Below are 24,660 nucleotides of genomic sequence, written 5' to 3'. Positions count from 1 at the left end.
CATTCCTGTCAGCCGTGTCCGGCAGTCAGATTACTTGTTGGAAGCCGCAAAACCGAGCTTGGCCTTGTCCAGCTTCATGGCCGGGTCGCTCGGGTTGGAAGCCGCGTCCACGAAGGCCTGGCCGGTCACCGGTGTCGGCGGCGCGAAGCTGATCGTCAGCGTTTTCGGGTCCTGCACGAAGCTCGACAGGGCCGAGGCCAGCTCGGTGATCACCGCCACGTCGATCCCGGTGCTGCCGGCGGCCATCGGGGCCATCGCCATCATGCCGGAGATCTGTGCGCGCAGGTTCGCCGGATCTTCACCCGACTGAGCCGCATAAGCGTTCAGGGCGCGGTTGAAGAAGCCGTCATCGTCGAAGGAAATCTCGAACTGATGGAAAGCCAGCTTGTTGAGCATCACGTCCATCACAGCGTCCGGATCGGCTTCAAGGTTCGCAGCTGTCGAGGCAGCAGAAATATCCTTGGCGCCGGCATACTTGGCCGAGACATCCAGCTGGAAGCCGTCATTGAGCTTCCAATAGTTCTTGCCCTTCGGCAGGGTCACGATGTCCGCATCCGGATCATAGAGCTGCTCGCCAGCGCCGCTGAGGGTCAGCGACTCATAGCCCAGCGTTGCCAGCGCGCCGGCAAACTGTTCGCCATCGGCGTTGTCACGCGCCGCAACCGTCATTGTGAACGGATCAGTCGTGATCTTGGTTGCGCGGCCCTGCGCATCGCGGCCGACATAGGAGTTGAAGGCAGGCATGTCGACGCTGGCGCCAACGATATCGGCTTTCAGGCCCTTCATGAGCGCGGCATCGAAGCCCGGATTGCCCGGATCGGCCTGCAGCGCTTCTGCCACCAGCGCCGGATCGGCAGAGCTGTTGGCAGCAGCAGCGATGAGACCATAGTCGAGGCCGGCAACGCCGACGCCATCGAGGGTAACGTTCACATCGCCGGTTTCAGCTTCATTGAACTGGAAGACCAGGTTGGAAATGCCGGCCTTGCCGGCTTTCTCTTCCTTCAGCCCATCGACATAGACCGAAGCGAGCGTGAAAGCACCCGTGCCGCTGGCGTCCGCGATATTGAAGTTCACGTCCTTCACGGCCCAGCGATCAAAGGAGAGCGCATTGCCTTCCGGGAAATCGGCTGGCTCACCCTGCCCGAAGAGGCTGCCAACCCATGCAGCGGTTTCCGGCGACGGGTTCACCAGTTCGATCGAGCCGATTTTGCCAGTGCTCTGGTCAGCAGACCCCTCAACCGGCGTCATGGAAATGTCGGAGAAACGCATCAGCGAGAAGTTCGCGGCGCCATCGACGAAGCTCAGGCCGTCGAATTCGAGTTTGGCAGCTTTCACAACCGGCGGCGGGCCTTCAGGCTCTTCCGCGTTCAGGCTGGCGCCATACTCTTCCAGCGTCATATCCGAACCGTCGTCGGCGATGCCGTCGCCGTCATAGTCCATATATCCGAACAGTTCGGCTACTTCCTCTTCGGAATAGAGCGGCTCGCTCGGGGTAGTGTCTTCCGGGATCGACAGGGTGACATTGGTGAAAACGGCTTTCTCGCCGCTCACATCCTTGTTCTCGAAAGCCAGCCTCCCGATTCCAGACTCAGCTAGGCCGAGCGCCTGCAGCGCCTGATCCGCAGTTGCTGCATCCCCTTTGCGGAGCGAGACTTCCGGCAGCTTGCTGACGTCAAATTCAACTGCCGCGAGAGCGGCTTCACCAGTCGCCTTGTCTTTCTGCCCACATGCCGTAAGCAAAGTCATAGCGATCACGCCGGTGACCAAATACTTCATCTGTTGTCCCTCTGGATTTCGGTTTGGAGGTGCGGTGTGGCCGCCTGTGTTTAGTGCGGACTGTTTACACATGCTCTACAACAATGGCCAGACCATGACACTCAAGGCGCCCGGCGGTCAGCGGGTGAAAGTACGCCTTGAGGTCAATGCAAAAGCCAGGCGCCTGATTATCCGGCTGGATGAACGGCGTCGCGAAGCCGTCGCCATTGCGCCAAGTCCCCGGCAGATGGAAGCTGCTGTCGCATTCGCCGCCGAGCGGGTGGACTGGATTTCTTCGCGTCTTCAGCACCTTCCGGAGATTGTGAGCTTCGAAGAAGGCGCCATTTTCAACTATCGGGGGGATCCCTGTCAAATTACGACGGAAGGCGATGGAAGGCTGGCAAAAATTATTGCGGGCGAGCCAAAAATCCTTTCCGTTCCGGGGGATCCGGAAACCATTCATCTGCGCGTAGAACGCTTCCTGAGGAAGCAGGCTCGGGCCGATTTGACCCGCGCGGTGAAGCGTCATTGCGCGACACTGGGCGTTGAATACAAAGGAATTTCCGTAAAGGATACCCGCTCACGCTGGGGCTCCTGCACGTCCGACGGCCAGCTTTCCTTCTCCTGGCGCCTTATCATGGCCCCGGCCGACGTGCTTAACTATGTCGCCGCGCATGAATGCGCGCATTTGCAGGAGATGAATCACTCCACCCGGTTCTGGGCCTTGGTGTCCCAATGCTGCCCCGATTGGAAGCGCCACCGGTCCTGGCTACGCGTCCACGGAGCGGAACTGCAGGCCGTCGGCCAATAATCCGTGTCAAGACGGATTTCCTGAAAAAGGCAGAAAATTATTTTCTCCCCAAGAGGGAGAATACGAATTTTGAACTGACCGCCCAGGGCGCCCCTGCACCATTAAGGCCCAATTCTGGACTCAGATGTCAAACCTACTTGTGGACTCAGGCAGGGAGAAATCGAAGCCGATCGCCCGGGACCCATAAGACCCTTCACGGTAGCGTTCGATATTCTCCGTGAACCAGTCGAGTATGTGCTGGTAGATGTGGGCGTTGAACGGCCCAGCATCCTCCTCGCGGATCGGAAGCTGGAACTCGTATTCGGCGCCCTCCTCGATCTGGACGATGAAACTGTCGCCGGTCTTGCGGCAGTTGAGCACCAGGCGCAACCAGTCCTGCCCCTTCGACACCCGCACGGCCAGCCCGAACGAGACCGGCCCAAGCGGCCTGAAGCCGCGCGGAGGAATGGAGAAAGCCTGGTCGCCATAGGCTCGCGGTTCGAAGGGTCCGGCGGGCGGCACAAGATGTACGCAGATGCCGTCGCTGGCGCCGAGATAGTCGCAGAGGCCCGAGCGGACCTCTTCGGCGAGGCGCCGGATGCGATTGTAATTCTCTTCGGCGAGCGCCTGGTAGATCTCAACGGTAGCAACGAGCTCATCAAATCGGGGCATGGAATAGCGGGCCTTGCAAAGTCTGAAACGAAGTCCGGAACCCTACCCTCTCGGGCAGAATGCGCAAATCACGCTGCCGGGCGCCGGGCCGCAGAAAGTGGCGTCACGGCAGACGCGCTGAGGCTGGCCGCATCGGGCTGAAATTGCGGCGGCAGGGTTGTGCGCGCCATTTCAAGCGCCAGCGAGGGCGCCGCCCCTTCCCCGAAACTGCGGATCACCGCGCGGATCGTCTCGAGGAATTGGGCCTCCTCCTCAACAATCTGCCCGTAGCGGGCAGCAATCGGACCAACGAGTCCATATGCGAGGAATACGCCGAGGAAGGTACCCAGCAGCGCCGCACCGATCATGCTGCCCAGGATCGCGGGATCCTGATCGATGGCGCCCATGGTGCGGATGATACCCAGCACAGCCGCCACGATGCCGAGCGCGGGGAGCGCATCAGCCAGCGTTTGCAACGCGCCGACCGCTTTCAGCCGACGATCCATATGGCCATCGATTGCTTCCATCATCCGCTGATCCGCGCGCTGAGGATCCGACAGATCCAGCGCCATCAGGCGAAACGCATCGCAGATCAGGCTGCGGGCAGGCACGTCTTCCAGGATGCGCGGCGCAGCGCGGAACAGTGCGGACTCTTCGGGCACTTCGATATCGGCCTCGATGGAGACAAAGCCGCGCCGCTTTACAGCGCGCATCAATCCGCCGAGCAGGGCGAAGAGATCGCCATAGTCCGCCTTCTTCCAGCGGCCACCCCGGAAAGCGCGCACAAAGCCCGCGAACGTTTCGCGCGCGACATCCGGAGAGTTTGCCAGCATCACAGTGCCAACTGCCGCACCGCCAATCAGCGCCAACTCGAAGGGAAGCGCATGCATGGCCGCCGGGCCACCCGTCAGGGCAAGCCCACCCCCCACGAGGATCAGCACGACGACAAGACCAGCAAGCTGGAGCACGAAACCAGTACCCCCTTTCAGGACAAGGAAACTACGCTTAGCCTTAATGCGGGTCCGCGTCTTAAAGCCACGTTCACAAGGGGCAGGTTCAGGCGCACCCGCTGAGAAAAATCCGTGGGAGGCGGAAACAGAGCATGGTTGGACTGAACGACCGGCTGCCCAATCAGTCACGGCCGGACCGGCGAGGCGCCTTCATTCTTCTGTTTTTCGCCCTGATGGCGATTGGCGCAGGCAACACGATGTTGCTCGCAGCGGTGTTGCCACAGCTGACTCGCGAGATGCAGATGCCTGACTGGATGGCCGGTGCAGTGTTCTCGCTCTCCGCCCTGCTCTGGTCGCTCACTTCCCCTTTCTGGGGCGAACGGTCGAACCGCTGGGGCCGGCGCAAGGTCGCCGCGATCGGCCTGGCAGGCTATGCCGCCTCCATGTTCTTCATCTGGGTGACCGGGCGCCTCGCCCTCTCCGGGATGATGACCAATATTGTCGTCGTTTTCGTCTGTCTGGCGCTCGCCCGCTCCCTGTTCGGCCTGATCGGCTCTGCCGCGAACCCGGCTGCGCAGGCCTATGTGGCCGACCGAACCAGCAAGGCTGAGCGTCAGGGCGAAATCGCCTTCCTCTCCTCCGGCTTCAGCGTCGGCAGCGTCATCGGGCCGGCCTTTGCCGCTGCGCTCGTTGCCTGGGTCGGTATTCTCTCCCCTGCCCTGTTCACGGCGATCCTGGCGGCAACTATGGCGGCAATGGTCTGGTGGCGCCTGCCGGAAACCCGCGCGCCGGTTGCCGACGCGGTGAAGATTGAAGCCGAGCTTAGCGCGCGCGGCCTCTGGCATTCGGAAAGAGTCCTGCCCTTCCTGATCTATGCGGTGGCAATGTCGCTGGTGACCGGCGTACTGACCCAGGTGTTCGTCTTTGCGGTGATGGACAAGCTCGGTGTTTCGGGCCGGGAAGCTGCGCAGTATACCGGCCCAGCCTTCACGGTCGGCGCAGTCGCCGTGCTGCTGGCCCAGCTGGTGATCATTCCGCGCCTGCATCTGCGCAACAAGACGCTGATGTGGGTCGGCTGCGTGCCGCTGCTGATGGGCACACTCATGATCGTCTTCGCCAATGATTTTGCGAGCCTCATCCTGTCGCAATTCCTGATCGGGCTGGGCCAGGGCCTTGCCCGGCCCGGCTTCTCCAGCGGCGCTTCGCTCGCCGTGTCACCGCAGCTTCAGGGGAATGTCGCCGGCCTCGTCATTTCAGCCAACGGCATGGGCTATATCGTGACGCCCTTCTTCGGGCTGTTCTTCTACGAATATCTCAGCCACGAACTGCCCTTCTATCTCTGCGCCGGCATGCTTGTCGCCATGTTCCTTTATGCCCGTTTCGGGATGAAAGACGGCTTGGGCGAAGCGCGCGACGACGATGAAGACTAGGCTGGTGCCGGTCAGTTGATGGCGGGCCCGCCCGCCTTCACGGCCGCCAGCAATTCCTTGGTCGGATAGCCATCGGCGAGGAAACCGCGCGCCTTCTGGAACTGCTGCAGCGCCAGTTTGGTGCGCCGCCCGGCGATGCCGTCTGCCGTGCCCGCATCATAGCCAAGCGCGTTGAGGCCGCTTTGCAGGTCTTTAATGTCGGCCACCGTCAGCGGGGTCAGGTGCGTTGGCCAGGCCGCGACCGGTCCGCCCTTCCCGGCGATCATGTCGCCCGACAGGCCAACAGCCAGCGCGTAGGAATCGGCGCGGTTATACGTCTTGAAGACGTTGAAGTTCTTGAACAGCAGGAATTTCGGACCGGACGCGCCCGCAGGCAGCCACAGCTCGGCAACATCGGCGCCGCCGGTGTTGAATGCGCCGCCCCGGATCGGGGAAAGGCCGGCAGAGACCCAGCTTTCCATCCGGCGTTCGGTTCCATCCGCCAGGCTGAAGTCGAAGCCTTCCGGGGTAAGCACTTCGATACCCCAGGGCTGGCCCTTCATGTAGCCGGACCGGGCAAGGTAATTCGCCGCCGAGCCGAGCGCGTCGGCCTCGCTTTTCCAGATATCCTTGCGCCCGTCCCCGTCGAAATCGACAGCATGAGCCACATAGGTGGTCGGCATGAACTGGGTCTGGCCCATGGCGCCGGCCCATCCAGCGACGAGATCGGCGCGCCGGGCATCGCCATCCCTGAGGATTTTCATCAGCGCGAAGAGTTCGCTTTCAGCCAGCGTGCGGCGGCGGCCTTCGACCGCCATGTTGGCGAGCGCGTTGGCGGCATCATCCCGCCCAATGAAGCCGCCGAAATTGGTTTCCATGCCCCAGATTGCCAGCAGGACCTGCCGGTCGACACCGTATTTGGTCTCGATTGCCTGAAGCGTCGGCGAGAGCGCCGCCAGCTTTTGCTGGCCGGAGGTAATGCGGGTCGCGCCGAGCGGCGTGGCAAGGTAGTCCCAAATCGGTTTCGCAAACTCGGCCTGATCGCTGGGGGCGGTCTGCGTCTGGACCAGATCAGTCTGGCCAAGCCAGAGCGTGATCGGGCTTATATTTTCCAGAAGCGATTTTACGATGGCGCGGTCATTGCCCGCCGCCATCGCGCGCGCGCTGAAGTCGTCGCGCCAGGCATCCATGGCGGCGTGACCGGAAGATTTATAGGTGATCGGGCCGGTTTCTGGTGCAGGAGTCGGCGTTCCGGTAATCGGCGGTTTGGGCGACGGCGCCTGCGGCCCGGCCGCGCAGGAAGCCAGCGCCCCGCACAGAGCGGCAATTCCCATCCATTTCGAGCGCATCAAACCGGCTAAAATCATGGCTTCAACCTTCCATACGGCCTTCTCGCCGCAGTTAGCGTTCTTGACTCGGCTTTCCGGATTCATTACGCGCTCCGCTTTCCCAATTCCTAAAGTTCCCAAGGCCAGACCCATGAAAGTCCGCTCGTCTCTCAAATCGCTCAAGTCGCGCCACCGCGACTGCAAGATCGTGCGCCGCAAGGGCCGTGTCTATGTCATCAACAAGACCGACCCGCGCTTTAAAGCGAAGCAAGGCTGAGCCGTTGATGAACAGGGATTGAGGCGGCAGCATGGCCGCCCAGATTGCCCTCTTCGATTTAGGTGGCGTCCTCCTCGACTGGTCGCCAACTCGCCTTTACTCTCAGGTCTTCAGCAACGCCGCTGAGGCTGACCGGTTCCTTGCCGAAGTGTGCACCATGGAATGGCACACCGAGCATGACCGCGGCGTGAGCTTTGCCGACAATGCCGCGCCCCTGATTGCGCGCTATCCGCAATATGAAGCGCAGATCAGCGCCTGGCACAGCCGCTGGGGCGATATGTTTGGCGGCTATGTCAGCGGCACCGACCGTCTCGTGGAAATGCTCTATGGCAAGGGCGTGCCACTTTACGCGCTCTCCAACATGCCCGCCGAGATCTGGCAGCAGATGCTGGACATGTTCCCGGCGCTGAAGCGCTTCCGCGAAGTGGTGGTGTCTGGCCAGATCGGCCTGGTGAAGCCCGACCCCGCGATCTTCAACTATACCCGCACGCGTATGGGCGATCCCGATCCGGGCGACGTGCTGTTCATCGACGACCTGCCGCGCAATATCGCTATGGCCGAGGCGATGGGTTACCAGACCCACCTGTTCACCGACGCCGCCCGCCTTGAGAGCGAACTCATCCGGCAGGGCCTGCTTTAAGCGGTTGCTGTGACGCTGCCCCGTTGCCGCCGGGCGATTGTGCAGCATATTAAACACCATGCTGAAACGGCTCCTCCCTGCCCTCCTGATGCTGGCGCTGGCGCCTGTCGCCGCCGCGCTGCCTTCAGACGAGATGTTCGAGAAGCTGAAAGCCGCCGGGGACGCCGCCGAAGCCGCCGATGTGGCCGACGATATCTGGCTCAGCTGGATGGAATCGGGTTCCCCGACTGCCGACCTCGTGATGAGCCGGGCGGCCGACGCCATCAATGTCGGCGAAACGGAACTTGCCCATGAGCTGCTCGACCGGGTGATCCTGTTGCGGCCAGACTTTGCCGAGGCCTGGCACCGCCGCGCGGGCCTGTTCCTCTCCGAAGAGAACTATACTGAAGCCCTGCGCGACCTGAACGAGGCCCTCGCCATTGAGCCGCGCCATTTTGGCGCCTGGCTGGGCATGGGCTTCATCCTGGAACAGCTTGGCGGGGAAAAAGAAGCTCTCGACAGCTACCGGGAGGCCCTCAAGGTCTATCCGCTGATGCCGCAGGCATTGTCTGCTGAAGCGCGCCTGTCGCTGAAGGCGGAAGGCGTGGAGCTCTGATCCGCATGCTGGCCCTGACATTGGCGGCGCTTTCTGGCCTGGGGCTGGGCACCTGCCTCAACAGCCGCGCGTATTCTGCCAAGGTGGAAACGGCCTATCCGGCCGACGGCGCAATGGTTCGCGTTGATGGCCATGACGTGCATGTGCTGGCGCGCGGGCCAGAGGCGGCCCCGCCTGTGCTGATGATCCATGGCGCCTCGGCCAATGCGCGCGAATTCAGCTGGACACTGGCGCCGCGCCTGCAGACCGACCTGCGCGTGCTGATGGCCGACAGGCCGGGGCATGGCTGGTCAGACCGGTTTGACGGCGCCGAGACACTGGCCGCCCAGGCCCGGCAGATGGCGGGCGCGCTCGACCAGCTTACCCCCGGCCAGAAGGCCGTGATTGTGGGCCATTCCTTTGGCGGCGCGGTGGCCTTGCGTGTGGCGCTCGATCGGCCCGACCTCGTGTCCGGCCTCGTGCTGCTGGCCCCGGCGACCCATGGGTGGGAAAGCGGTGGCCCTGCCTGGTACAATGGGATTGGTTCTACGCCTTTGATTGGCGAGGCCTTTTCCCAGCTGATCCCGATTGCCGGCCCCAGCCAGATTCGCCAGGGCGTTGCCAACGTCTTCTCGCCCGCCCCTGCCCCGGAAGGCTATTACGAGAAGTCAGGCATCGGATTGTTCCTGCGCCCGCCGAATTTTCGCGCCAATGCAGCGGACATGACGGCGCTAAATGGTGAGCTTGCGGCTCAATCTCGGCGCTATGGGGAAATCAAGGCGCCCGTCACTGTCTTCTCCGGCAGCAAGGACACCGTGCTTTCACCGAAGATTCATACCGGCCAGCTGAAAAGGCAGGTGCCGATCGATCTCGTCATCCTGCCCGAGGAGGGCCATATGCCCCACCACGGAGAGGCTGATCAGGTTGCCGGCGCCATCCGCCGTCTGGCCTTTGCCGCACAGACCCGCTAATAGCCTCGCCTTCGCTTCAAGACCCCGGAAAGGACACCCCATGGACGATGACAGCTTCGAGCTGACCAAGATCGACGAAACGACCCGGGAAAAACTCCGCCAGACCATCGCCAAGATCGAGCGTCTGGAAGAGGAAAAGAAAGAGGTCGCCGAGCAGATCAAGGAAGTCTACGCCGAAGCCAAGGCCATCGGCTTTGATACCAAGGCGCTGCGCCAGGTGGTCCGTCTGCGGAAAATCGACAAAGCCGAACGCGACGAACAGGAAATGATCCTGGAAACCTACCTGATCGCGCTGGGCGAAGCCTGAGATTGCACCCAGCCGCAAACTCGTCTGAGATAGGCCTATGGGCAGAGAGGTCGACGAGCGCAAGAAACGCGCCGCGCTGCGGAAGCTGAGGCGCGCTGCCCAGCTTGCCGAGCAGGGCCTGGGGCCACCTTTGTCGGATTGGGAACGCGAGTTCCTTGAAGAGGTTGAGGGCCGGATCGAGAAATTCGGGTCCGCCTTCGCCGATCCCATGAAAGGCGCCGATGGCGAGGCCCTCTCCAGCCTGCAACAGGCCAAATTGCGCGAGATCGACAAGAAAGCCCGTGGCAAGGCCTCGCGCGGCCTGCAGACCCGCAAGCCGATGGGCATGAAGCGCAAGCCGCCCTCCCGGCGCGAAGATCCCGGCGCTGACGCTGTGCCGCCTGAAATGCCCGAAATGGAAGACGCGCCACCGCCGCCGCCCACCAAGGCGCGGCCCACGCTTGTGCCCGCGTCGAGCCTGTCTCCGCCAGAGCCTGGCAAGATCACACGCCTGCGCCAGACCAAACCCCGCTTCACGGTGATTGAAGGCGGCGGGAAGAAATCTGAAAACTGATCGGCGTCTCACGCGTATAACAGGGCATGACCGATATCTCTGCCCCTGCCCTCGCCCGCTCCGTCCTGATCACTGGCGCCTCCACCGGCATAGGCGCGGCGGCTGCGCGGCATCTGGCGGCGATTGGTTGGACCGTGTTTGCCGGCGTGCGATCCGAGAAGGACGCCAGCGCGCTGCGCCTGAGCGCAACGGGAGACCTGAGGCCCGTCCCGCTGGATGTGACAAGCGCGGAACAGGTAAGCGCGGCAATGGATGCCATCGGAACGGCGCTGTGCAACCGGCGCCTCACGGGCCTCGTCAACAATGCCGGCATCGCCAAGATGGGTCCGCTGGCCATTCAGCCGCTGGACGATTTCGAAGCGCATTTTGCGGTCAACGTCTTTGGCCAGCTGCGCGTGACGCAGGCCGCCGTGCCGCTGCTGGGCAGCGATCCGGTCCGGCAGGGGCCGCCGGGGCGGATCGTCACCATCACGTCCGTCGGCGGACGGATCGCGGCGCCCTTCCTCGGCGCCTATACCGCCACCAAGCATGCCAATGAGGCGATGACCGATACGCTGCGCCGCGAACTCGCCATCTATGGCATCGACGCCATCGCCATCGGGCCAGGCTCCGTGCGCACTCCCATCTGGGACAAGGCGGAACAGGCCAATGAAAGCGGGCCATATGCCAGCAGCGATTGGGCCAAACCGCTGAAAATCTTCGAAGAGACAATGCTCAACGGCGGGAAGACCGGCCTTCCCCCTGAAGAGATTGCGCAGGTGATCGAGAAGGCGCTCTGCCATCCCAACCCCAAAGCGCGCTATGCGCCTGTGCCCGACAAGCTGACCAATTTCACCATCGCCAGCCGCCTGCCGAAACGCTGGCTGGACAAGGTGTTCATCAAGCGGTTTGGCCTGAAGCGGCGCTAGGGCGTTCGATCCTCAAAATTTGACGCTGCCGTCATCTTTGTCCCTTGACGCCCCTTGCGGAATGGCGCCGCATGTCGGGAGAAACGGGAGGAAAACAATATGGCAGATCTCAAGGGCAAGGTGGCCGTGATCACCGGCGCGGCGAGCGGTATCGGGCTGGCAGGCGTGGAAACCTTCATCGCGGCAGGCGCCAGGGTCATCGCCGGCGACATCCAGGACGAAAAAGGCCGCGCGCTGGAAACCCGTTTCGGCAAGGACAAGCTGCGTTTTGTCCACTGTGACGTGACCAATATGGATGAGCTGAAAGCCATCATGGACGCAGGCCCCGAAGCCTTCGGATCGCTCGACATCGTGTGGAACAATGCCGGCCATGGCGGCACCAACACCTCGGTGGAGGAGCTGGACCTCGACGGCTACGATCAGACCATGAACCTGCTGCTGAAGCAGGTGTTTGCTGGCACGAAATTCGCCATCCCCCACATGAAGGCCAAGGGCGGCGCGATCATCAACACCTCCTCAGTCAGCGCTGTCTGCGCGGGCTACGCGCCGATCACCTACTCCGTCGCCAAGAAAGGCGTGGCCCACTTCTCCAGGCTCGCGGCCGCAGAGCTGGCCAAATACAAGATCCGCGTGAACGCCATCCTGCCCGGCTTTATCGCTACCTCCATCTTCGGCGCGTCACTCGGCATGCCGCGGGAAGTGGCCGATCAGATGGCTGAAATGCTGGCGCAGGCCGGCGGCAAGATGCAGCCCATCGGCCGGGTGGGCAAAGGCAGCGACATTGCCGAGATGGCCGCCTTCCTCGGCTCCGACGCGGCAGGCTTCATCACCGGGGGCGAGTTCCTCGTCGATGGCGGCATCACGGTTGGCCCGCGCCACAGCTGGGACGAGACGGCGGCAAGCCCGATCCTTGATTCGCTTGGCATTTCGCCCGAGCAGGCCGAGCAGATGCGCCTCGCCCAGCAGGCCAACGCTCAGTCCTGAGGCGGATCGGCGAGGCCCGGCACCGCCTCAACCGCGCGCAGCAGCTCTTCCAGGCTGGCTGCCTGCCGGAACAGGCGGCCGGCATCGTCGCTGAGGGCATAGCCTGCTTCAGTGCGGGTCAGCGGGAAGCGGCGCCAATGGGCCCGCGACCGATAGATCCAGACCGTCGCCGGGGACTGGCCAACAGCGGCCCATCCGGTCCACATGTGGCCGGCTGGCAGGCTCCTCCAGAGCCGGTCGATCTCTTCAATCTCTTCTGGTGAAAACAGCAGCATGAGCGGCAAAGCACCTTCTGAACCCTCCCCGTCTGTAGGGGCCACGCGCCTTTCGGGCAATCTTCAGGGGGCGCTGTGGATGCTGGTTTCGGGCGCGGGCTATACGCTGCATATCGCGCTGGCCAAGGAAATCACCGCCGATACCCACCCGATTTTCCTCGCATTCTGGCGCAGTTGCCTGGCTTTTGCGATCGCGATGCCGTTCGTGTGGATCGGCGGCGTGAAGATCCACACCGCGCGGTTTGGCGCGCTGGTGACCCGCAGCCTGATCGGGTCGGCAGGGTTTGTGTTCGGGTTGATTGCGATCTGGCCGATCTTCGGACTGCCGCTGGCGGAGTTCAATGCGCTCTCTTTCACAAGGCCGCTGTTCGTGACGCTGCTGGCGATCATCCTGCTGCACGAGAAGGTGGGCATTCACCGGGGCGGCGCAGTGGTGATCGGCTTTGCGGGCGTGCTGATCATGACGCTGGTGCCGGCGCTGCTGGGGGCCGAAGGGGGCACGCATCTGAACCTCGGCGCGCTGTTTGCCCTTCTCTCCTCGCTCTGCTTTGCGTTCACCATCGTGCTGGTGAAATCGCTGACGGGAATCCATGCGCCGCTGGCCCTGCTGGTATGGGCTAACTTCCTGTCTTCCATCATTATTTTGCCCTTCGCCCTGTTCTATTGGAGCAGCCCGGACCTGATGGGCTGGGCCCTGATCCTTGCGATGGCGTTTGCCGGGTTTGTCGCCCAGTTCTGCTTCATCAAGGGCATGTCGGTGGGCGACGCCTCGTTCCTCTCCCCGCTCGACTATGTGCGCCTGCCGATGGCGACGCTGGCCGACTGGGTGATGATCCGGCTGCTGCCGGGGCCGTTCGTCTGGCTGGGCGCGGGGATCATCATCACCTCGACCCTCTACATCACCTGGCGGGAACACCGGCTGAACCGGAAGAAGCCCCCACTGCCGCCAAAGCCTGTCTGACAGGGCACTCCCCGTATCAAACCGTGTACTTTTGAGGACAAACAGGGACTCTTTGGGACTTTTTGGGTCATTTCGGGGTACATTGCGTGTCAGCTTGATCCCTCCCCGCGCCGCCTGCATCCCGAACGCGAACAGAATTCCACACCCCCATTGTGAATAAAAAACGTATCGTTTATCGTTCTCACCAAATCGGGAGGATGAAATGGCGAAAGTTCTGGTAACGGGGGCGACGGGTTTCATCGCCGGGCATGTGATCCACCAGCTAGTGGAAGCAGGCCATGAGGTTTCGGGCACGGCCCGCTCGGCGGCCAAGGCCGCGCCGCTGAACGCCGCGCTGAGCGCTTATGCCGGCAAGCCGATCCATATCAAAGTCCATGAAGCGGACCTGACCTCCGACAAGGGCTGGGCAGAGGCGGCCGAGGGCGTGGACTATATCCACCACATCGCCTCCCCCATTCCGGCGACCGTGCCGAAGAATGCCGACGAGCTGATCATTCCCGCCCGGGACGGCGCCCTGCGCGCGCTCAAAGCGGCGAAGGCGGCGGGCGTCAAACGCGTGGTGATGACCTCCTCCATGGCGGCCTGCGCCTATGGCTGGGGCAACGACCGGCCCAATCCGATCACGGAGGAACACTGGTCGCAGGACAATGGCGCCCCGGACATGACGCCCTATATCCGCTCCAAGCTCGCCGCCGAGCGCGCGGCCTGGGACTATGTGAAGGGCGAAGGCCAGGGGCTGGAGCTGACCACCATCAACCCTGCCCTCGTGCTGGGGCCGGTGATGGGGGCGGATTTCTCCGCCTCGGTCGAAATTCTCACGCAGCTGATGTCTGGCAAACTGCCGGGCACCCCGCGCACCGGCTTCGTGATCGTGGACGTGCGCGATGTGGCCGCCGCGCATGTGGCCGCGATGACTCATCCGGCAGCGGCGGGCGAACGCTTCCTTGTGGGCGACCGGTTCATCTGGTTCCGCGAGGCCGCCGAGATCATCGCCCGCGAATTCCCAGCCTATGCCTCAAAAGTTCCGTCCAGGGACATACCCGGCTGGGCGCTGCGCCTCATCGCCCTCATCAACCCACCCGCCAAACAACTCATCCCGGAACTCAACCGCGAACGCCACATCTCCAGCGAGAAGGCAAAGCGCGTGCTGGGCTGGCAACCGCGCACGAGCGAAGAGGGCGTGATTGCCGGGGCACGGAGCTTGATTGAGTTTGGGGTGGTTTGAGGGGCTGTGGATGGAACAACTATTTCTATTTAGAAAGCATGACGTATCTGCAGCAGCCTGTTGTTGCCTCATTGCTCGTTTTCTTCATCATCATTACCGAGCGAGTGCTCGGTAAACCCACAACCTTCCATAAATGACCAAGCGCGAAGCCAGTTGTTGATTTCGTTGATTTGAAGCTTGTCAATATCATGCTTGTGCCCTTCTCGGAAATGGTTGTGGGCGTACAGCGAAGCAACGTAACTGCCATAAGCCTCGCGGAAGATTCCGGTCGGACGGAATCCGAAGTTGTGTGTGAAAACTACCTCTTGCATCTGCAAAATGAGCGCGCTCCACCGTGGCGTCTCGCATTCACCTTGATGCGTGTACGTGAGGCAGTCGCTTACAGCGCGTTGGGCTAGTCGGATTAGTCGGCCATCGAAAGATAGTTCGGGCGCGGCGAAGAATTCTGAATGAAAAGTAGGGTCAATCTGGGCGACGATCTCATTCGAGCGATTGGGTTCCGCAGCACCAAAGGGATTTACAGCGCAGATGAAGAGGCTGTTCCGGTAGAATCGTGGAATCTCCGCCCAGGGTTTGCGAATAAAACAGAAGCCATGCAGATTTTCCGCCTCCATCAGCTGCGCGGCATAAGTGCTGAGCGCTGAAAGGTTTTGGAGGGTAGTATCGTTTAGACTTCCGCTCATCTCATTGCTGTCGAACCAGCCATCAACATCATCAAATGAAATCACAACGCAAGCCATAGATTCGTGCGATAAGAGCTCGTTGGAAAAGTGACGAAAATCCTCGTCACTTGGCAAATACATTTCGAGCCTAAGGCTACTTACTTGATCGGTATCGAATTTTGGTCTGTACACCACAATGTTTCTATCATTGATTAGCAGGTCGTAGAGGAAAGCTTGCCGAGTGATTTGGTTCTCAATGTTGGCTACCAGCACGTTTGCAATGTCCTGCCGACCTGATAAAGCAAACATTCCAGCGATGTAGTTGCTGTAAGCAAACAGCTCTGAGAAAGCATTTCGCTCAGCGGACTTACTGACCTTCAACTCCAGAACAAATAACCCGCCCTCATGTACACCGAGGAAGTCGAGCTCCATTGCCCCTCCCTCGCCCCCCAACTTTAGCTGAACCTTGCTGCCAATCAGGTCGCCGCATCTGATTGATTGGTGAAGTCTCTTCAGTTTTGCAAATGCACGCTCTTTGATAATCCGCCAAAGGACGAAGTCTCCTTCTTCTCCAAATGCCGTGGATGTATTTTGATCTGCGGGTAAGTCGAATGCAGAGCAGTCCAAAATCAACGACTCTAAGCCAGCGCCAAGAAGATGCTTGTGGACATCGTTTTCGTTGAACGCCGCCATCGACCGGCACCTTTGCTGTTCTATTTATTCACCGCAATGATCCCATTTTAAAGCTTGTGATCAACCTAATATTGACGGGAAGTGCAAGTTGCCGCATTTGTCCAATCTCCGATTACTGCATGAAACTCATCTCCCCAAATGCGGCAGCTTGATCGCTTCCATCAATTTCCCCGGCGCCTTGAGTTGGAGAAACCCAGCGCGACGCAGACGCCGTGAGCGTGAGCGGCGGCGAGCAGCAAACCATTCCCTCCACAGAGCAACACTCATCCTGAGCGAAGTCGAAGGATGGGCCACATGGCGGAGCGCCGGACCGGCTCGTCCTTCGACTTCGCTCAGGATGAGCCGGTTGAGAGGACGCGCGCCCCTCACCCCTGGCGCCCCTCGCGCGGGAGCGGGGCGAAGGGGCGGCGGATTAAATTTCAGAAATCGTAGGCGATGCCTTTGCGTTCCCAATCGCCGAAGCGGGTGGGTTCGATCTTCTTCGGGCCGCCGATTTCGCCTTCGGGAAGCGCAGCAGAATCAGGGGCTTCGGCGGCCTTGCGGGCGTCGGCCTCTTCCAGCGCGCGGCGGGCCGCTTCGGGCAGGCCAGCGCGGCGGGCGATCTCATCTTCGGGCAGCGGCTGCGTCATTCCAAATCTTTCCCAGTCGTTCACCCTTTCCCATATAGTTACCCGAATACGAATTGCGCAAAGGCGCGCAGGCTTCGTTCTTGTTGATGAGGAGCACCCCACCGATGGGCACGGCCAAGACTTTCATCCTTCTCGCCGCGATGACGGCCATCTTCATGGCCATCGGCTTCCTCGTGGGCGGCACGGTGGGTATGGCGATCGCCTTCGTGGTGGCCGCGGGCATGAACGTGTTTGCGTGGTGGAACTCCGACAAGATGGTCCTGCGGATGCAGGGCGCGCAGGAAGTGCCTGAAGGGACGAGCAATCCGATGCTGCGCGCCTTCCGGCAGGATGTGGCGAAGCTGGCGGACGCCGCCGGCCTGCCGCAGCCGAAGGTCTATGTGATCGACACGCCCCAGCCCAACGCCTTTGCCACGGGCCGCGACCCGAAGAATGCCGCCGTGGCGGCGACGACCGGCCTGCTGAACATGCTGACGCGCGAGGAAGTGGCCGGCGTGATGGCGCATGAGCTGGCCCATGTTCAGAACCGCGACACGCTGACGATGACGGTGACGGCAACGCTGGCCGGCGCGATCGGTATGCTGGCAAACTTTGCGCTGTTCTTCGGGCGGGAGCGCGCGGGCCTTCTGGGCTCCATCGCGATCATGATCTTTGCGCCGATGGCAGCCGGCCTTGTGCAGATGGCGATCAGCCGCTCGCGCGAATATGAGGCTGACGCGCGCGGCGCGGAAATCTGCGGCAACCCGCTCTGGCTCGCCTCCGCGCTGGAGAAGATCGAGCGCGGGGCGCGCGCGCAGATCAATCCCTATGCGGAGCGTAACCCCGCGATGGCGCATATGTATATCTCCAACCCGTTGAACGGGCGCGGGGCGGACAATCTGTTCTCCACCCACCCTTCGACGGCAAACCGCGTGGAAGCCCTGCGCCGAATGGCCGGGGAAATGGGCATTTCCAACGCCCCGGCCCCGGCGGCGCGGTCGGCTGGCCCCTGGGGCTGAGGGCAGCGTCAGGTCTTTTGAAGGCCCCCTCCGCCCCTGCGGGGCACCTCCCCCGCTGCGCAGGGGAGGAACAAGTTGCGCTGCGCCGGATCGAAGTGCGATGCTGGAAGCGGAAGGCTGGTCTCCTCCCCCGCTTGCGGGGGAGGTGGCTGCGAAGCAGTCGGAGGGGGGATGCGCGACGACGAAAAGCCGACACTTCGCAAGGCCCGCGCCCTTCGAAAGGCGATGCCGAACGCCGAGGTCATTCTGTGGAGCCGCCTCCGGCGCAGGCAGCTCGGCGGGTATCGCTTCCGGCGCCAGGTGCCCATTGGCCCCTACATTGCCGACTTTGCCTGCGTTGAGCTGAAGCTGGCCTTTGAAGTGGACGGCGCGACACACGCCACCCCGTCCCAACTGGAGCATGATGCCCGCCGCACAGCCTTTCTGCAGCAGGGAGGCTGGCATGTCCGGCGCGTCTGGAACAATGAGGTCTACGAAAACCTTGAAGGCGTGCTGGAAGGGTTGCTTCTGGAATTGAGAAACTTGGAAAGAAAACAATGATGGCGCCTGCCCCCTCCGCCCCTTCGGGGCACCTCCCCCGCACGCGGGGAAGGATGAAGAACCGTCACGCCCTGGTTCGGGGGCTTCCGGCATGAGCGGCGCGGCGGCGAGGCTGGCGGCGGGGCGGTTGCTTCATCTGGTGCTGGACAAGCGCCGGACCCTGGACGAGGCCATGGTGGCCGATGACGCCTTCAGCGCGCTGGAAGGCTCCGACCGGGCCTTTGCGCGGGCGATTGCGTCGAGCGCGCTGCGCCATCTGGGCTGGATCGACCAGGCGGTGGCGCCGCTGCTGTCGCGCCCGCTGGCGGCAACGGGGGCGGAAATCCGCGCGCTGATCCGCGCGGGCGCTGCCCAGCTGTGGTTCATGGATGTGCCCCCGCATGCGGCGGTGTCTGAAACGGTGGAAGCGGCCCGGATGTGGGCCCCTGCCCGGTCTGGCGGGAGTTTCCTCAATGCGGCGCTGCGCCGGGTGAGCGAGCGGCCAAGCCCGGCCGAGACGCTGAGCCCGCTGGCGCTGTGGCCGGAATGGCTGGCCGCCGCGCTGGAGCAGGCCTACGGCACGCAGACGGCAGAGGCCCTCGCGCTGGCACAACTGGAAGAACCGCGCCTGCATCTTTCGGCAAAAGCTGACCCGGCAGCGGTCGCAGCCGCGACCGGCGGCACGCTGATGGCCGACGGCACGGTGGAGCTGGACAGCGGTGTCGTGGAAATCCTGCCCGGCTACAGCGCGGGCGACTGGTGGGTGCAGGACGCCGCCGCGCGCCTGCCCGCCCGCCTGCTGGCCCCGCAGGCCGGGGAACGCATCCTTGACCTTTGCGCGGCGCCGGGCGGCAAGACGCTGCAGCTGGCCGCAGCGGGGGCAACCGTTACCGCGCTCGACCGGTCCCGCCCCCGGCTCGAGCGGCTGAAGGAAAACCTGGTCCGCACGGGGCTCCACGCGGATGTGATTGTGGCTGATGGCGAAGCCTGGGCACCGCCTGCCCTCTTCCCGAAAATCCTGCTGGACGCGCCCTGCTCGGCGCTGGGCACGCTGAAACGCCATCCCGAAGGCGCCTGGATCAAGACGCAAGGGGATGCGGCGCGCTTCTCCGGCGTGCAGGCCCGCCTGCTGGACGCCGCCACCGCCATGCTGAGCCCCGGCGGAACGCTTGTTTACTGCGTTTGCACGCCGGTTCCGGCAGAAGGCGTCGAGATTGTGGAGGCAGCCATCGCCAAGGGCCTGCTGGCGCGCGCGCCCGTCACCGCCGATGAGATCCCCGGCTTTGAAGCGGCCCTGACCCCGGCAGGCGATGTGCTGACCCTACCCCGGCCGGGACACCATCACGACGCCTTCTACATGGCCCGCCTGACCCGGCCAGCAGCGTAAACTGAGCGGCCAGAACGGCGCCCAAAACAGCCCTAAGCCTCAGATTTCCAAAATGTAATCCATTTCTGAACGGAAATCTGAAGCCCAGTTCATATCTCATTCAGCAGCTACTGCGGTATAAGCAGCCCCATCGCGGGTATGCAGTGCGAAAGGATTACACGAATGACTATGGCGATCACCCAACAGGCCAAACCGTACAAAATGGCAGCCGGCGCTCTGGCCGCACTGACCATGGCGCTCGCAGGCTGCGCCTCCTCCTATGGCGCTGGCACGGTCAGCCCGTCCTCGGTTGGCCAGGCCTCCACTGTTTACACCGGCTATGTGCAGTCAGTGCGTGAAGTGACCATCCGTTCCGAACGCTCGCTGATCGGCACCGCGACCGGCGCCGTGCTCGGCGGCCTGGCAGGTTCTGAGCTTGGCGGCGGCGACAAGGCCCAGACGGCCGGCGCCATCGGCGGCGCTGTTGTTGGCGGGATCGCCGGTAACGAGGCGGGCAAGGCCATGGGCACCAAGAAGGGCTATGCCTACACTGTTCGCTTCGACAATGGCGAAGTGCGCGAGATCGTTCAGGGCGCAGACCTCTACATCCAGCCGGGCACCCCGGTGAACGCCATCGCCGGCGCAGATGGCTGGAAAATCGTTCCCCGCTAAGCGCGGCGAAATGCTTTGACTTCCGGGCAGCCGGCCGCCTTGTGCGGCCGGCTGTTCCCTTTTAGGGAGGGGACATGAAACCCGTCCTGATTTCGCCTTCGATCCTTTCTGCAGACTTTGCCAAGCTGGGTGAGGAAATCCGTGCCATCGACGCGGCCGGCGCCGACATGATCCATGTGGATGTGATGGACGGCCACTTCGTGCCCAACCTGACCTTTGGCCCGCCGGTCATCGAGAAGTTGCGCCCGCACACGAAAAAGCTGTTCGATGTGCACCTGATGATTTCGCCGGTGGACCCCTACATTCAGGACTTCGCAAAGGCAGGCGCCGACATCCTGACCGTGCACCCGGAAGCAGGCCCCCACCTGCACCGCACGATCCAGGCGATCCGCGCCGCCGGCATGCGCCCCGGCGTGGCCCTGAACCCCGGCACCCCGGCCAGCGTGATCGAGCCGGTGATCGGCGATATTGATCTTGTGCTGGTGATGTCGGTGAACCCCGGCTTTGGCGGGCAGAGCTTCATCGAAAGCCAGCTGAAGAAAGTGGCCGAGCTGCGCCGCATGATCGATGCATCGGGCCGCGACATCATCCTGGAGATCGATGGCGGCCTGAACGCCGAAACCGCCCCGCGCGCCATTGCAGCGGGTGTTACCGCAATTGTCGCCGGGTCAGCCGTATTCAAGGGCGGCCCGGACGCATATGCTGCAAACATCCGGGCACTGAGACCGCAGGTCACCGCCTGAATTTTTAGTCCGGAGACGGGACCCCGCCTTGTCCGAACCCGAGTTGGAATTCCACGCAGACCGCACCCGCACCAGCAGCGACGACGCTGCCCTCTGGCGCCGGTTTCGCGGCGTGGTGGGCGAAGATGCCAAAGTTTCGACGCTGCAGCGCCTGAAGCTGACCGGGCATGGACCGGACGCTTTCTCGCTTCACATCTCCAACCTTCTGCCCCCGGACGACCGGCGCGGCGACGCGCTGATGCGCGGCGTGTGGCGGATTGGCCAGCAGCGGATGAAGATGAGCGGCGGACAGGCGCCCTGGAGCCTGGAAATGCCCTCGCGCCATTTTGCCGACCGGGTGCACAGGTTCGGGTGGCTGCCCGACCTGTTGGCCCAGGGCGAGGACGGCGCAGCACTTGCCCGCGCGCATGTGGACGACTGGATCGAGCGGTTCGGCAAGTTCAACGGCTTTGCCTGGCGCATCGAACCGACGGCAAGCCGCGTGTGGAACTGGATGCGCTGTGGGCCAGACCTGTTCGAAAGCGGCAGCCCGAAGCAGCGCAGCGAGCGGATCGACGCGGTGGCCCGGCAGCTGCGCTATCTTTCCGAAATGATCGACACGGCGCTGGACCCGAAATCGCGCTGGATGGGCGCGGTGGCGCTGGTCGCCCATTCGCTCTGCCTGCGGAAGGGCGCGGGGCTGAGCGAAGCACTCGCCCGCCTTGAGGGCGAAGTGACGGCGCAGATCCTGCCCGATGGCGGGCATGTGACCCGCAGCCCGGCGCACACCCTCTCTTCCCTGCTGCAACTGCAAACGATTGAAGACGCCCTCATGCGGGCGCAGCGGCCAATCCCTGAATGGCTGACGAAATGGACCCCGCGCATGGGCGCGATGGTCCGCTTTTTCCGCAGCGGCGATGGCGCGCTCGACCCGTTCAACGATGGCGACGAGAGCCGCGCCGAGATGGTGGAGGCTGCGCTTTCACGCTTTGAGGCGCCGCCGCGCCGCTTCCTGTTTGCGCCCAAATCCGGCTTCCAGAAGATCGAGCGAGGCAGCCTGCGCTTCGTGCTCGATTGCGGCGAGGCCCCGCCCCGGCCGTTTGCCGAACATGCGCGCGCCGGCGCCCTGAACTTCGAATTCTCCGACGGGCCGGCACGGATCGTCACCTCCTGCGGACATTCCTCGGAAGTGAATGTGGACTGGCAGGCCGCCGTACGCCGCACCAGTGCGCATTCGACGCTTGTGCTGGCCGGGCGCGACTCCTCGGTCTTCGTGCTGAACGAAGAGACGCGGATGCGCGCCGTGACCGGGCCGGAAGGCATCGCCGCCAAACGGCTGGAGGAGTCCAACGAGATCTGGCTGGACGCCCAGCATGCCGGATACAAGGCCTCCCACGGCCTGCTGCACCGGCGGCGCATCTTCGTTTCCGGCGAGGGCGACCGGCTGACGGGCGAGGACTCGCTCGTGCGGCCGATTTCCCAACCGCCAACGGACGACAAGAAGGGCATTCCCTTCGAAATCCGCTTCCATCTTCACCCGACGATCACCGCCCATATGGGACGCGAGGCGATCCGCCTTGTCAGTGAGACGGGCGCGGTCTGGCGCTTCAAGACCAGCCATGAGGGCGCGCGCCTGGAGCGGACGGTATATCTGGCACGCGGCGTGGTGGAGACGCCCGAGCAGATCGTGCTGGCCGGCTATGCCGACCCCAATGGCGATGGCAGCCAGCCGCCCAATTGCGTGCGCTGGGCCTTCATCCGCGAGCGACAGAACTAGGCAAGGCAGGGCAAACCCGGCTTGACGGCATCGCAGGGGGTGGTAGGCCGCGCGCAGCCCTTCCCCATGCCCAAGCCAAGGAGCAGCCTATATGTCTGGCGCCCCCGTCACCCTCCGCCGCGCGCTCATTTCCGTTTCCGACAAGACCGGCCTGATCGAACAGGCAAAGCGCCTGGCCGCGCTGGGCGTCGAGCTGGTCTCTACCGGCGGCACCTCCAAGGCGCTGAAAGAGGCCGGCCTCGCGGTGAAAGACGTGTCGGACCTGACCGGCTTCCCCGAGATGATGGACGGGCGCGTGAAGACGCTGCACCCCGCCGTGCATGGCGGCCTGCTCTACCTGCGCGACAACCCCTCCCATGTGAAAGACGCGGCAGACCACGGCATCGGCGCGATCGACCTCATCTACGTCAACCTCTACCCCTTCGAGGCCACCGTTGCCTCGGGCGCAGACTTTGAAACCTGCATCGAGAATATCGACATCGGCGGCCCCGCCATGCTGCGCGCCGCCGCCAAGAACGGCGCCTTCGTGGCCGTGTGTACCGATGGCGGAGACGTGGACGCGGTGCTGGCCGAGGCCGAAGCAAACGGCGCCGTCTCCCCCGCCCTCCTGCGCAAGCTGGCGGCGAAGACCTATGCCCGCACCGCCGCCTATGACGCCGCCATCTCCGGCTGGTATGCCAAACAGATCGGCGAGGACGCGCCCGACTGGGCCGCGCTCGGTGGCCGCCTGCAGCAATCCCTGCGCTATGGCGAAAACCCTCACCAGAAAGCCGCCTTCTACGTCACCGGCGAGAAGCGCCCGGGCGTCGCCACCGCGCGCCAGCTTCAGGGCAAGGAGCTTTCCTATAACAATATCAACGACACCGATGCCGCCTATGAGCTGATCGGCGAACTGGGCGCGGAAAAACCCGCCGTCGCCATCATCAAGCACGCCAACCCCTGCGGCGTGGCGCTCGGCCCGAACATCATCGAAGCCTACAAGGCCGCGCTGGCCTGCGACCCGACCTCCGCCTTCGGCGGCATCGTGGCGCTCAACCGCCCGCTGGACGAGGAAACGGCGAAAGTCATTACAGAGATCTTCACCGAAGTCGTCATCGCGCCGGGCGCAGATGCCGCGGCTGAAGCGATCTTCGCCAAGAAGAAAAACCTCCGCCTCCTGATTACCAATGGTCTGCCCGACCCGGCCGCAGGCGGCACCTTCGTGAAAACCGTCGCCGGCGGCTTCCTGATGCAGGACCGCGACGCAGGCCGTATCACGCAGGCTGACCTCAAGATCGTCACCAAGCGCGCCCCGACGGCCCAGGAAATGGAAGACATGCTGTTTGCCTGGCGCGTGGCCAAGCATGTGAAATCCAACACCATCGTCTACGCCAAGGACGGCGTGACCGCCGGCGTGGGCGCAGGCCAGATGAGCCGCATCGACTCAGCCCGCATCGCCGCCCGCAAGGCGCAAGACGCGCAGGAAACCGCGGGCTGGACCGAGCCCCGCACCAAAGGCTGCGTTGCCGCCTCCGACGCCTTCTTTCCGTTCGCGGATGGATTGCTTCAAGCCGCCAGCGCCGGCGCCACCGCCGTCATCCAACCGGGCGGCTCAATCCGCGACGACGAAGTGATTGCGGCAGCCGACGAGGCCGGATTGGCGATGGTGTTCACGGGGATGCGGCACTTCCGGCATTGAGGGGCGCTAGGCTAATTTCAGCCGATTCAATGTAGTTGCACTCTATCGCATGTTGCGTCACCCTACGATTGTGGAGGGTCCAACATGACATGGGGATTACTTTCTCGATTTTATCCTGTTCTCGCGTTGCTGATAGCATCGGCGTGCAGCGCAGATCTTGATGCGCAACAAGCCAAACTAGATAATTTCGTCGCTGGAAATCAGATCGGAAGCAGCAATGATTACTGGTTGGAGATGTTCAATTTAGCCGGAGAATGGGAACGAGTGGCTTTGATCTATGGCTACTTCGAGGATTATTCTGGCTGCTCAGACATCGCCGACGCTCTTATGAAGGAATACAGTCGAGAGTATCGCTGTATTCCTGCGAATTAAGGGCCGATGCAGTT

The 24,660-nt window shown here is 63.0% G+C and carries 27 protein-coding genes; 20 read left to right on the top strand and 7 right to left on the bottom strand.

Translation table 11 applies throughout. From position 1 onward, the window contains the following. Positions 1–30: 30 nt before the first annotated feature. Positions 31–1,776 (bottom strand): aq_1923 C-terminal domain, encoded by a 1,746-nt coding sequence (locus K1X12_RS04395; protein ID WP_220986415.1) that lies wholly within the window; start codon positions 1,774–1,776, stop codon positions 31–33. Between the two features lie 70 nt (positions 1,777–1,846). On the opposite strand from K1X12_RS04395, the gene K1X12_RS04390 reads away from it, so the two are divergent. Continuing rightward, positions 1,847–2,566, top strand: a complete 720-nt coding sequence (locus K1X12_RS04390; protein ID WP_220986414.1) for a M48 family metallopeptidase — start codon at positions 1,847–1,849, stop codon at positions 2,564–2,566. 120 nt (positions 2,567–2,686) lie between these two features. On the opposite strand, the gene K1X12_RS04385 is transcribed toward K1X12_RS04390, so the two are convergent. Together K1X12_RS04385 and motA are read right to left on the bottom strand one after the other, a co-directional pair. Next, positions 2,687–3,217 (bottom strand): hypothetical protein, encoded by a 531-nt coding sequence (locus K1X12_RS04385; protein WP_220986413.1) that lies wholly within the window; start codon positions 3,215–3,217, stop codon positions 2,687–2,689. 68 nt (positions 3,218–3,285) lie between these two features. After that, the gene (gene motA, locus K1X12_RS04380) at positions 3,286–4,164 is read right to left on the bottom strand and encodes a flagellar motor stator protein MotA (protein ID WP_220986412.1); all 879 of its coding nucleotides are present in this window, start codon (positions 4,162–4,164) and stop codon (positions 3,286–3,288) included. A gap of 134 nt (positions 4,165–4,298) precedes the next feature. Here motA and K1X12_RS04375 point away from each other — a divergent pair, with 134 nt between their 5' ends. Continuing rightward, positions 4,299–5,576 (top strand): MFS transporter, encoded by a 1,278-nt coding sequence (locus K1X12_RS04375; RefSeq protein WP_220986411.1) that lies wholly within the window; start codon positions 4,299–4,301, stop codon positions 5,574–5,576. An 11-nt stretch (positions 5,577–5,587) separates the two neighbouring features. Here the strand turns inward: K1X12_RS04375 and K1X12_RS04370 are convergent, their stop codons facing one another. Continuing rightward, on the bottom strand, positions 5,588–6,745 hold the full coding sequence (locus tag K1X12_RS04370; RefSeq protein ID WP_225907868.1) for a lytic murein transglycosylase: 1,158 nt from the start codon (positions 6,743–6,745) through the stop codon (positions 5,588–5,590). Between the two features lie 289 nt (positions 6,746–7,034). Here K1X12_RS04370 and ykgO point away from each other — a divergent pair, with 289 nt between their 5' ends. The 8 genes from ykgO to K1X12_RS04330 all read left to right on the top strand — a co-directional run bounded on the left by ykgO (position 7,035) and on the right by K1X12_RS04330 (position 12,097). Next, positions 7,035–7,160, top strand: coding sequence for a type B 50S ribosomal protein L36 (gene ykgO, locus K1X12_RS04365; RefSeq protein ID WP_011648318.1), 126 nt, complete (start codon positions 7,035–7,037; stop codon positions 7,158–7,160). A 31-nt stretch (positions 7,161–7,191) separates the two neighbouring features. Further along, entirely contained in the window at positions 7,192–7,800 is a 609-nt protein-coding gene (locus tag K1X12_RS04360) for an HAD family hydrolase (protein WP_220986410.1), read from the top strand. 58 nt (positions 7,801–7,858) lie between these two features. After that, the gene (locus tag K1X12_RS04355; protein ID WP_220986409.1) at positions 7,859–8,395 is read left to right on the top strand and encodes a tetratricopeptide repeat protein; all 537 of its coding nucleotides are present in this window, start codon (positions 7,859–7,861) and stop codon (positions 8,393–8,395) included. A gap of 5 nt (positions 8,396–8,400) precedes the next feature. Continuing rightward, positions 8,401–9,345 (top strand): alpha/beta fold hydrolase, encoded by a 945-nt coding sequence (locus K1X12_RS04350; protein WP_220986408.1) that lies wholly within the window; start codon positions 8,401–8,403, stop codon positions 9,343–9,345. A gap of 40 nt (positions 9,346–9,385) precedes the next feature. Continuing rightward, complete coding sequence (locus K1X12_RS04345) at positions 9,386–9,652, top strand: DUF2312 domain-containing protein (RefSeq protein WP_220986407.1); 267 nt, start codon at positions 9,386–9,388, stop codon at positions 9,650–9,652. Between the two features lie 37 nt (positions 9,653–9,689). Further along, positions 9,690–10,205, top strand: coding sequence for a hypothetical protein (locus K1X12_RS04340; protein ID WP_220986406.1), 516 nt, complete (start codon positions 9,690–9,692; stop codon positions 10,203–10,205). Between the two features lie 26 nt (positions 10,206–10,231). Next, a complete protein-coding gene (locus K1X12_RS04335; RefSeq protein ID WP_220986405.1) occupies positions 10,232–11,113 on the top strand; it encodes an SDR family NAD(P)-dependent oxidoreductase in 882 nt (293 codons plus the stop codon). A gap of 99 nt (positions 11,114–11,212) precedes the next feature. Further along, positions 11,213–12,097, top strand: coding sequence for an SDR family NAD(P)-dependent oxidoreductase (locus K1X12_RS04330; RefSeq protein WP_220986404.1), 885 nt, complete (start codon positions 11,213–11,215; stop codon positions 12,095–12,097). Here the strand turns inward: K1X12_RS04330 and K1X12_RS04325 are convergent. Beyond that, a complete protein-coding gene (locus K1X12_RS04325; RefSeq protein WP_220986403.1) occupies positions 12,088–12,372 on the bottom strand; it encodes a hypothetical protein in 285 nt (94 codons plus the stop codon). The genes K1X12_RS04330 and K1X12_RS04325 overlap by 10 nt on opposite strands. On the opposite strand from K1X12_RS04325, the gene K1X12_RS04320 reads away from it, so the two are divergent. Together K1X12_RS04320 and K1X12_RS04315 are read left to right on the top strand one after the other, a co-directional pair. Beyond that, positions 12,371–13,333 (top strand): DMT family transporter, encoded by a 963-nt coding sequence (locus K1X12_RS04320; RefSeq protein WP_220986402.1) that lies wholly within the window; start codon positions 12,371–12,373, stop codon positions 13,331–13,333. The two genes, K1X12_RS04325 and K1X12_RS04320, sit on opposite strands and share 2 nt — an antisense overlap. Before the next feature lie 202 nt (positions 13,334–13,535). Then, on the top strand, positions 13,536–14,558 hold the full coding sequence (locus tag K1X12_RS04315) for an NAD-dependent epimerase/dehydratase family protein (RefSeq protein WP_220986401.1): 1,023 nt from the start codon (positions 13,536–13,538) through the stop codon (positions 14,556–14,558). 68 nt (positions 14,559–14,626) lie between these two features. Here the strand turns inward: K1X12_RS04315 and K1X12_RS04310 are convergent, their stop codons facing one another. Both K1X12_RS04310 and K1X12_RS04305 read right to left on the bottom strand, forming a co-directional pair. Next, positions 14,627–15,913, bottom strand: coding sequence for a hypothetical protein (locus K1X12_RS04310; RefSeq protein WP_220986400.1), 1,287 nt, complete (start codon positions 15,911–15,913; stop codon positions 14,627–14,629). A 419-nt stretch (positions 15,914–16,332) separates the two neighbouring features. Continuing rightward, the gene (locus tag K1X12_RS04305) at positions 16,333–16,542 is read right to left on the bottom strand and encodes a DUF1674 domain-containing protein (protein ID WP_220986399.1); all 210 of its coding nucleotides are present in this window, start codon (positions 16,540–16,542) and stop codon (positions 16,333–16,335) included. A gap of 104 nt (positions 16,543–16,646) precedes the next feature. Between K1X12_RS04305 and htpX the strand changes: the two genes are divergently transcribed. The 8 genes from htpX (at position 16,647) to K1X12_RS04265 (ending at position 24,646) form a co-directional block, all read left to right on the top strand. Next, positions 16,647–17,540, top strand: a complete 894-nt coding sequence (gene htpX, locus K1X12_RS04300; protein ID WP_220986398.1) for a zinc metalloprotease HtpX — start codon at positions 16,647–16,649, stop codon at positions 17,538–17,540. Between the two features lie 171 nt (positions 17,541–17,711). After that, positions 17,712–18,080: an endonuclease domain-containing protein gene (locus K1X12_RS04295; protein WP_220986397.1), complete on the top strand. Its 369-nt coding sequence runs from the start codon at positions 17,712–17,714 to the stop codon at positions 18,078–18,080. Between the two features lie 91 nt (positions 18,081–18,171). Further along, complete coding sequence (locus K1X12_RS04290) at positions 18,172–19,446, top strand: transcription antitermination factor NusB (protein WP_220986396.1); 1,275 nt, start codon at positions 18,172–18,174, stop codon at positions 19,444–19,446. A gap of 162 nt (positions 19,447–19,608) precedes the next feature. Beyond that, a complete protein-coding gene (locus K1X12_RS04285) occupies positions 19,609–20,097 on the top strand; it encodes an outer membrane lipoprotein (RefSeq protein WP_220986395.1) in 489 nt (162 codons plus the stop codon). 74 nt (positions 20,098–20,171) lie between these two features. Then, the gene (gene rpe, locus K1X12_RS04280; RefSeq protein ID WP_220986394.1) at positions 20,172–20,840 is read left to right on the top strand and encodes a ribulose-phosphate 3-epimerase; all 669 of its coding nucleotides are present in this window, start codon (positions 20,172–20,174) and stop codon (positions 20,838–20,840) included. A 28-nt stretch (positions 20,841–20,868) separates the two neighbouring features. After that, positions 20,869–22,596 carry a heparinase II/III family protein gene (locus K1X12_RS04275; RefSeq protein ID WP_220986393.1) on the top strand — a complete coding sequence of 576 codons (1,728 nt, stop codon included), beginning with the start codon at positions 20,869–20,871 and terminating at the stop codon, positions 22,594–22,596. Between the two features lie 91 nt (positions 22,597–22,687). After that, positions 22,688–24,274, top strand: coding sequence for a bifunctional phosphoribosylaminoimidazolecarboxamide formyltransferase/IMP cyclohydrolase (gene purH / locus K1X12_RS04270; RefSeq protein WP_220986392.1), 1,587 nt, complete (start codon positions 22,688–22,690; stop codon positions 24,272–24,274). An 84-nt stretch (positions 24,275–24,358) separates the two neighbouring features. Next, positions 24,359–24,646, top strand: coding sequence for a hypothetical protein (locus K1X12_RS04265; RefSeq protein WP_220986391.1), 288 nt, complete (start codon positions 24,359–24,361; stop codon positions 24,644–24,646). Positions 24,647–24,660 lie beyond the last annotated feature (14 nt).

It is taken from the genome of Hyphomonas sediminis, from assembly GCF_019679475.1.
GTDB classification, from domain to species: Bacteria; Pseudomonadota; Alphaproteobacteria; order Caulobacterales; family Hyphomonadaceae; genus Hyphomonas; species Hyphomonas sediminis.
Note: the sequence above shows the minus strand (reverse complement) of the source record. Positions and strands in the feature narration are given on the sequence as shown.

Bases quoted from the DNA above. Each gene is read 5' to 3' on its own strand.
- K1X12_RS04320 (WP_220986402.1), top strand. From the start codon at position 12,371: ATGAGCGGCAAAGCACCTTCTGAACCCTCCCCGTCTGTAGGGGCCACG.
- K1X12_RS04295 (WP_220986397.1), top strand. From the start codon at position 17,712: ATGCGCGACGACGAAAAGCCGACACTTCGCAAGGCCCGCGCCCTTCGA.
- K1X12_RS04345 (WP_220986407.1), top strand. From the start codon at position 9,386: ATGGACGATGACAGCTTCGAGCTGACCAAGATCGACGAAACGACCCGG.
- K1X12_RS04370 (WP_225907868.1), bottom strand. From the start codon at position 6,745: ATGGATGCCTGGCGCGACGACTTCAGCGCGCGCGCGATGGCGGCGGGC.
- K1X12_RS04330 (WP_220986404.1), top strand. From the start codon at position 11,213: ATGGCAGATCTCAAGGGCAAGGTGGCCGTGATCACCGGCGCGGCGAGC.
- htpX (WP_220986398.1), top strand. From the start codon at position 16,647: ATGGGCACGGCCAAGACTTTCATCCTTCTCGCCGCGATGACGGCCATC.
- K1X12_RS04385 (WP_220986413.1), bottom strand. From the start codon at position 3,217: ATGCCCCGATTTGATGAGCTCGTTGCTACCGTTGAGATCTACCAGGCG.
- K1X12_RS04290 (WP_220986396.1), top strand. From the start codon at position 18,172: ATGAGCGGCGCGGCGGCGAGGCTGGCGGCGGGGCGGTTGCTTCATCTG.
- K1X12_RS04340 (WP_220986406.1), top strand. From the start codon at position 9,690: ATGGGCAGAGAGGTCGACGAGCGCAAGAAACGCGCCGCGCTGCGGAAG.
- K1X12_RS04390 (WP_220986414.1), top strand. From the start codon at position 1,847: ATGCTCTACAACAATGGCCAGACCATGACACTCAAGGCGCCCGGCGGT.
- rpe (WP_220986394.1), top strand. From the start codon at position 20,172: ATGAAACCCGTCCTGATTTCGCCTTCGATCCTTTCTGCAGACTTTGCC.
- K1X12_RS04335 (WP_220986405.1), top strand. From the start codon at position 10,232: ATGACCGATATCTCTGCCCCTGCCCTCGCCCGCTCCGTCCTGATCACT.
- K1X12_RS04305 (WP_220986399.1), bottom strand. From the start codon at position 16,542: ATGACGCAGCCGCTGCCCGAAGATGAGATCGCCCGCCGCGCTGGCCTG.
- K1X12_RS04265 (WP_220986391.1), top strand. From the start codon at position 24,359: ATGACATGGGGATTACTTTCTCGATTTTATCCTGTTCTCGCGTTGCTG.
- ykgO (WP_011648318.1), top strand. From the start codon at position 7,035: ATGAAAGTCCGCTCGTCTCTCAAATCGCTCAAGTCGCGCCACCGCGAC.
- K1X12_RS04360 (WP_220986410.1), top strand. From the start codon at position 7,192: ATGGCCGCCCAGATTGCCCTCTTCGATTTAGGTGGCGTCCTCCTCGAC.
- K1X12_RS04315 (WP_220986401.1), top strand. From the start codon at position 13,536: ATGGCGAAAGTTCTGGTAACGGGGGCGACGGGTTTCATCGCCGGGCAT.
- K1X12_RS04355 (WP_220986409.1), top strand. From the start codon at position 7,859: ATGCTGAAACGGCTCCTCCCTGCCCTCCTGATGCTGGCGCTGGCGCCT.
- K1X12_RS04285 (WP_220986395.1), top strand. From the start codon at position 19,609: ATGACTATGGCGATCACCCAACAGGCCAAACCGTACAAAATGGCAGCC.
- K1X12_RS04375 (WP_220986411.1), top strand. From the start codon at position 4,299: ATGGTTGGACTGAACGACCGGCTGCCCAATCAGTCACGGCCGGACCGG.
- K1X12_RS04310 (WP_220986400.1), bottom strand. From the start codon at position 15,913: ATGGCGGCGTTCAACGAAAACGATGTCCACAAGCATCTTCTTGGCGCT.
- K1X12_RS04395 (WP_220986415.1), bottom strand. From the start codon at position 1,776: ATGAAGTATTTGGTCACCGGCGTGATCGCTATGACTTTGCTTACGGCA.
- K1X12_RS04325 (WP_220986403.1), bottom strand. From the start codon at position 12,372: ATGCTGCTGTTTTCACCAGAAGAGATTGAAGAGATCGACCGGCTCTGG.
- purH (WP_220986392.1), top strand. From the start codon at position 22,688: ATGTCTGGCGCCCCCGTCACCCTCCGCCGCGCGCTCATTTCCGTTTCC.
- K1X12_RS04350 (WP_220986408.1), top strand. From the start codon at position 8,401: ATGCTGGCCCTGACATTGGCGGCGCTTTCTGGCCTGGGGCTGGGCACC.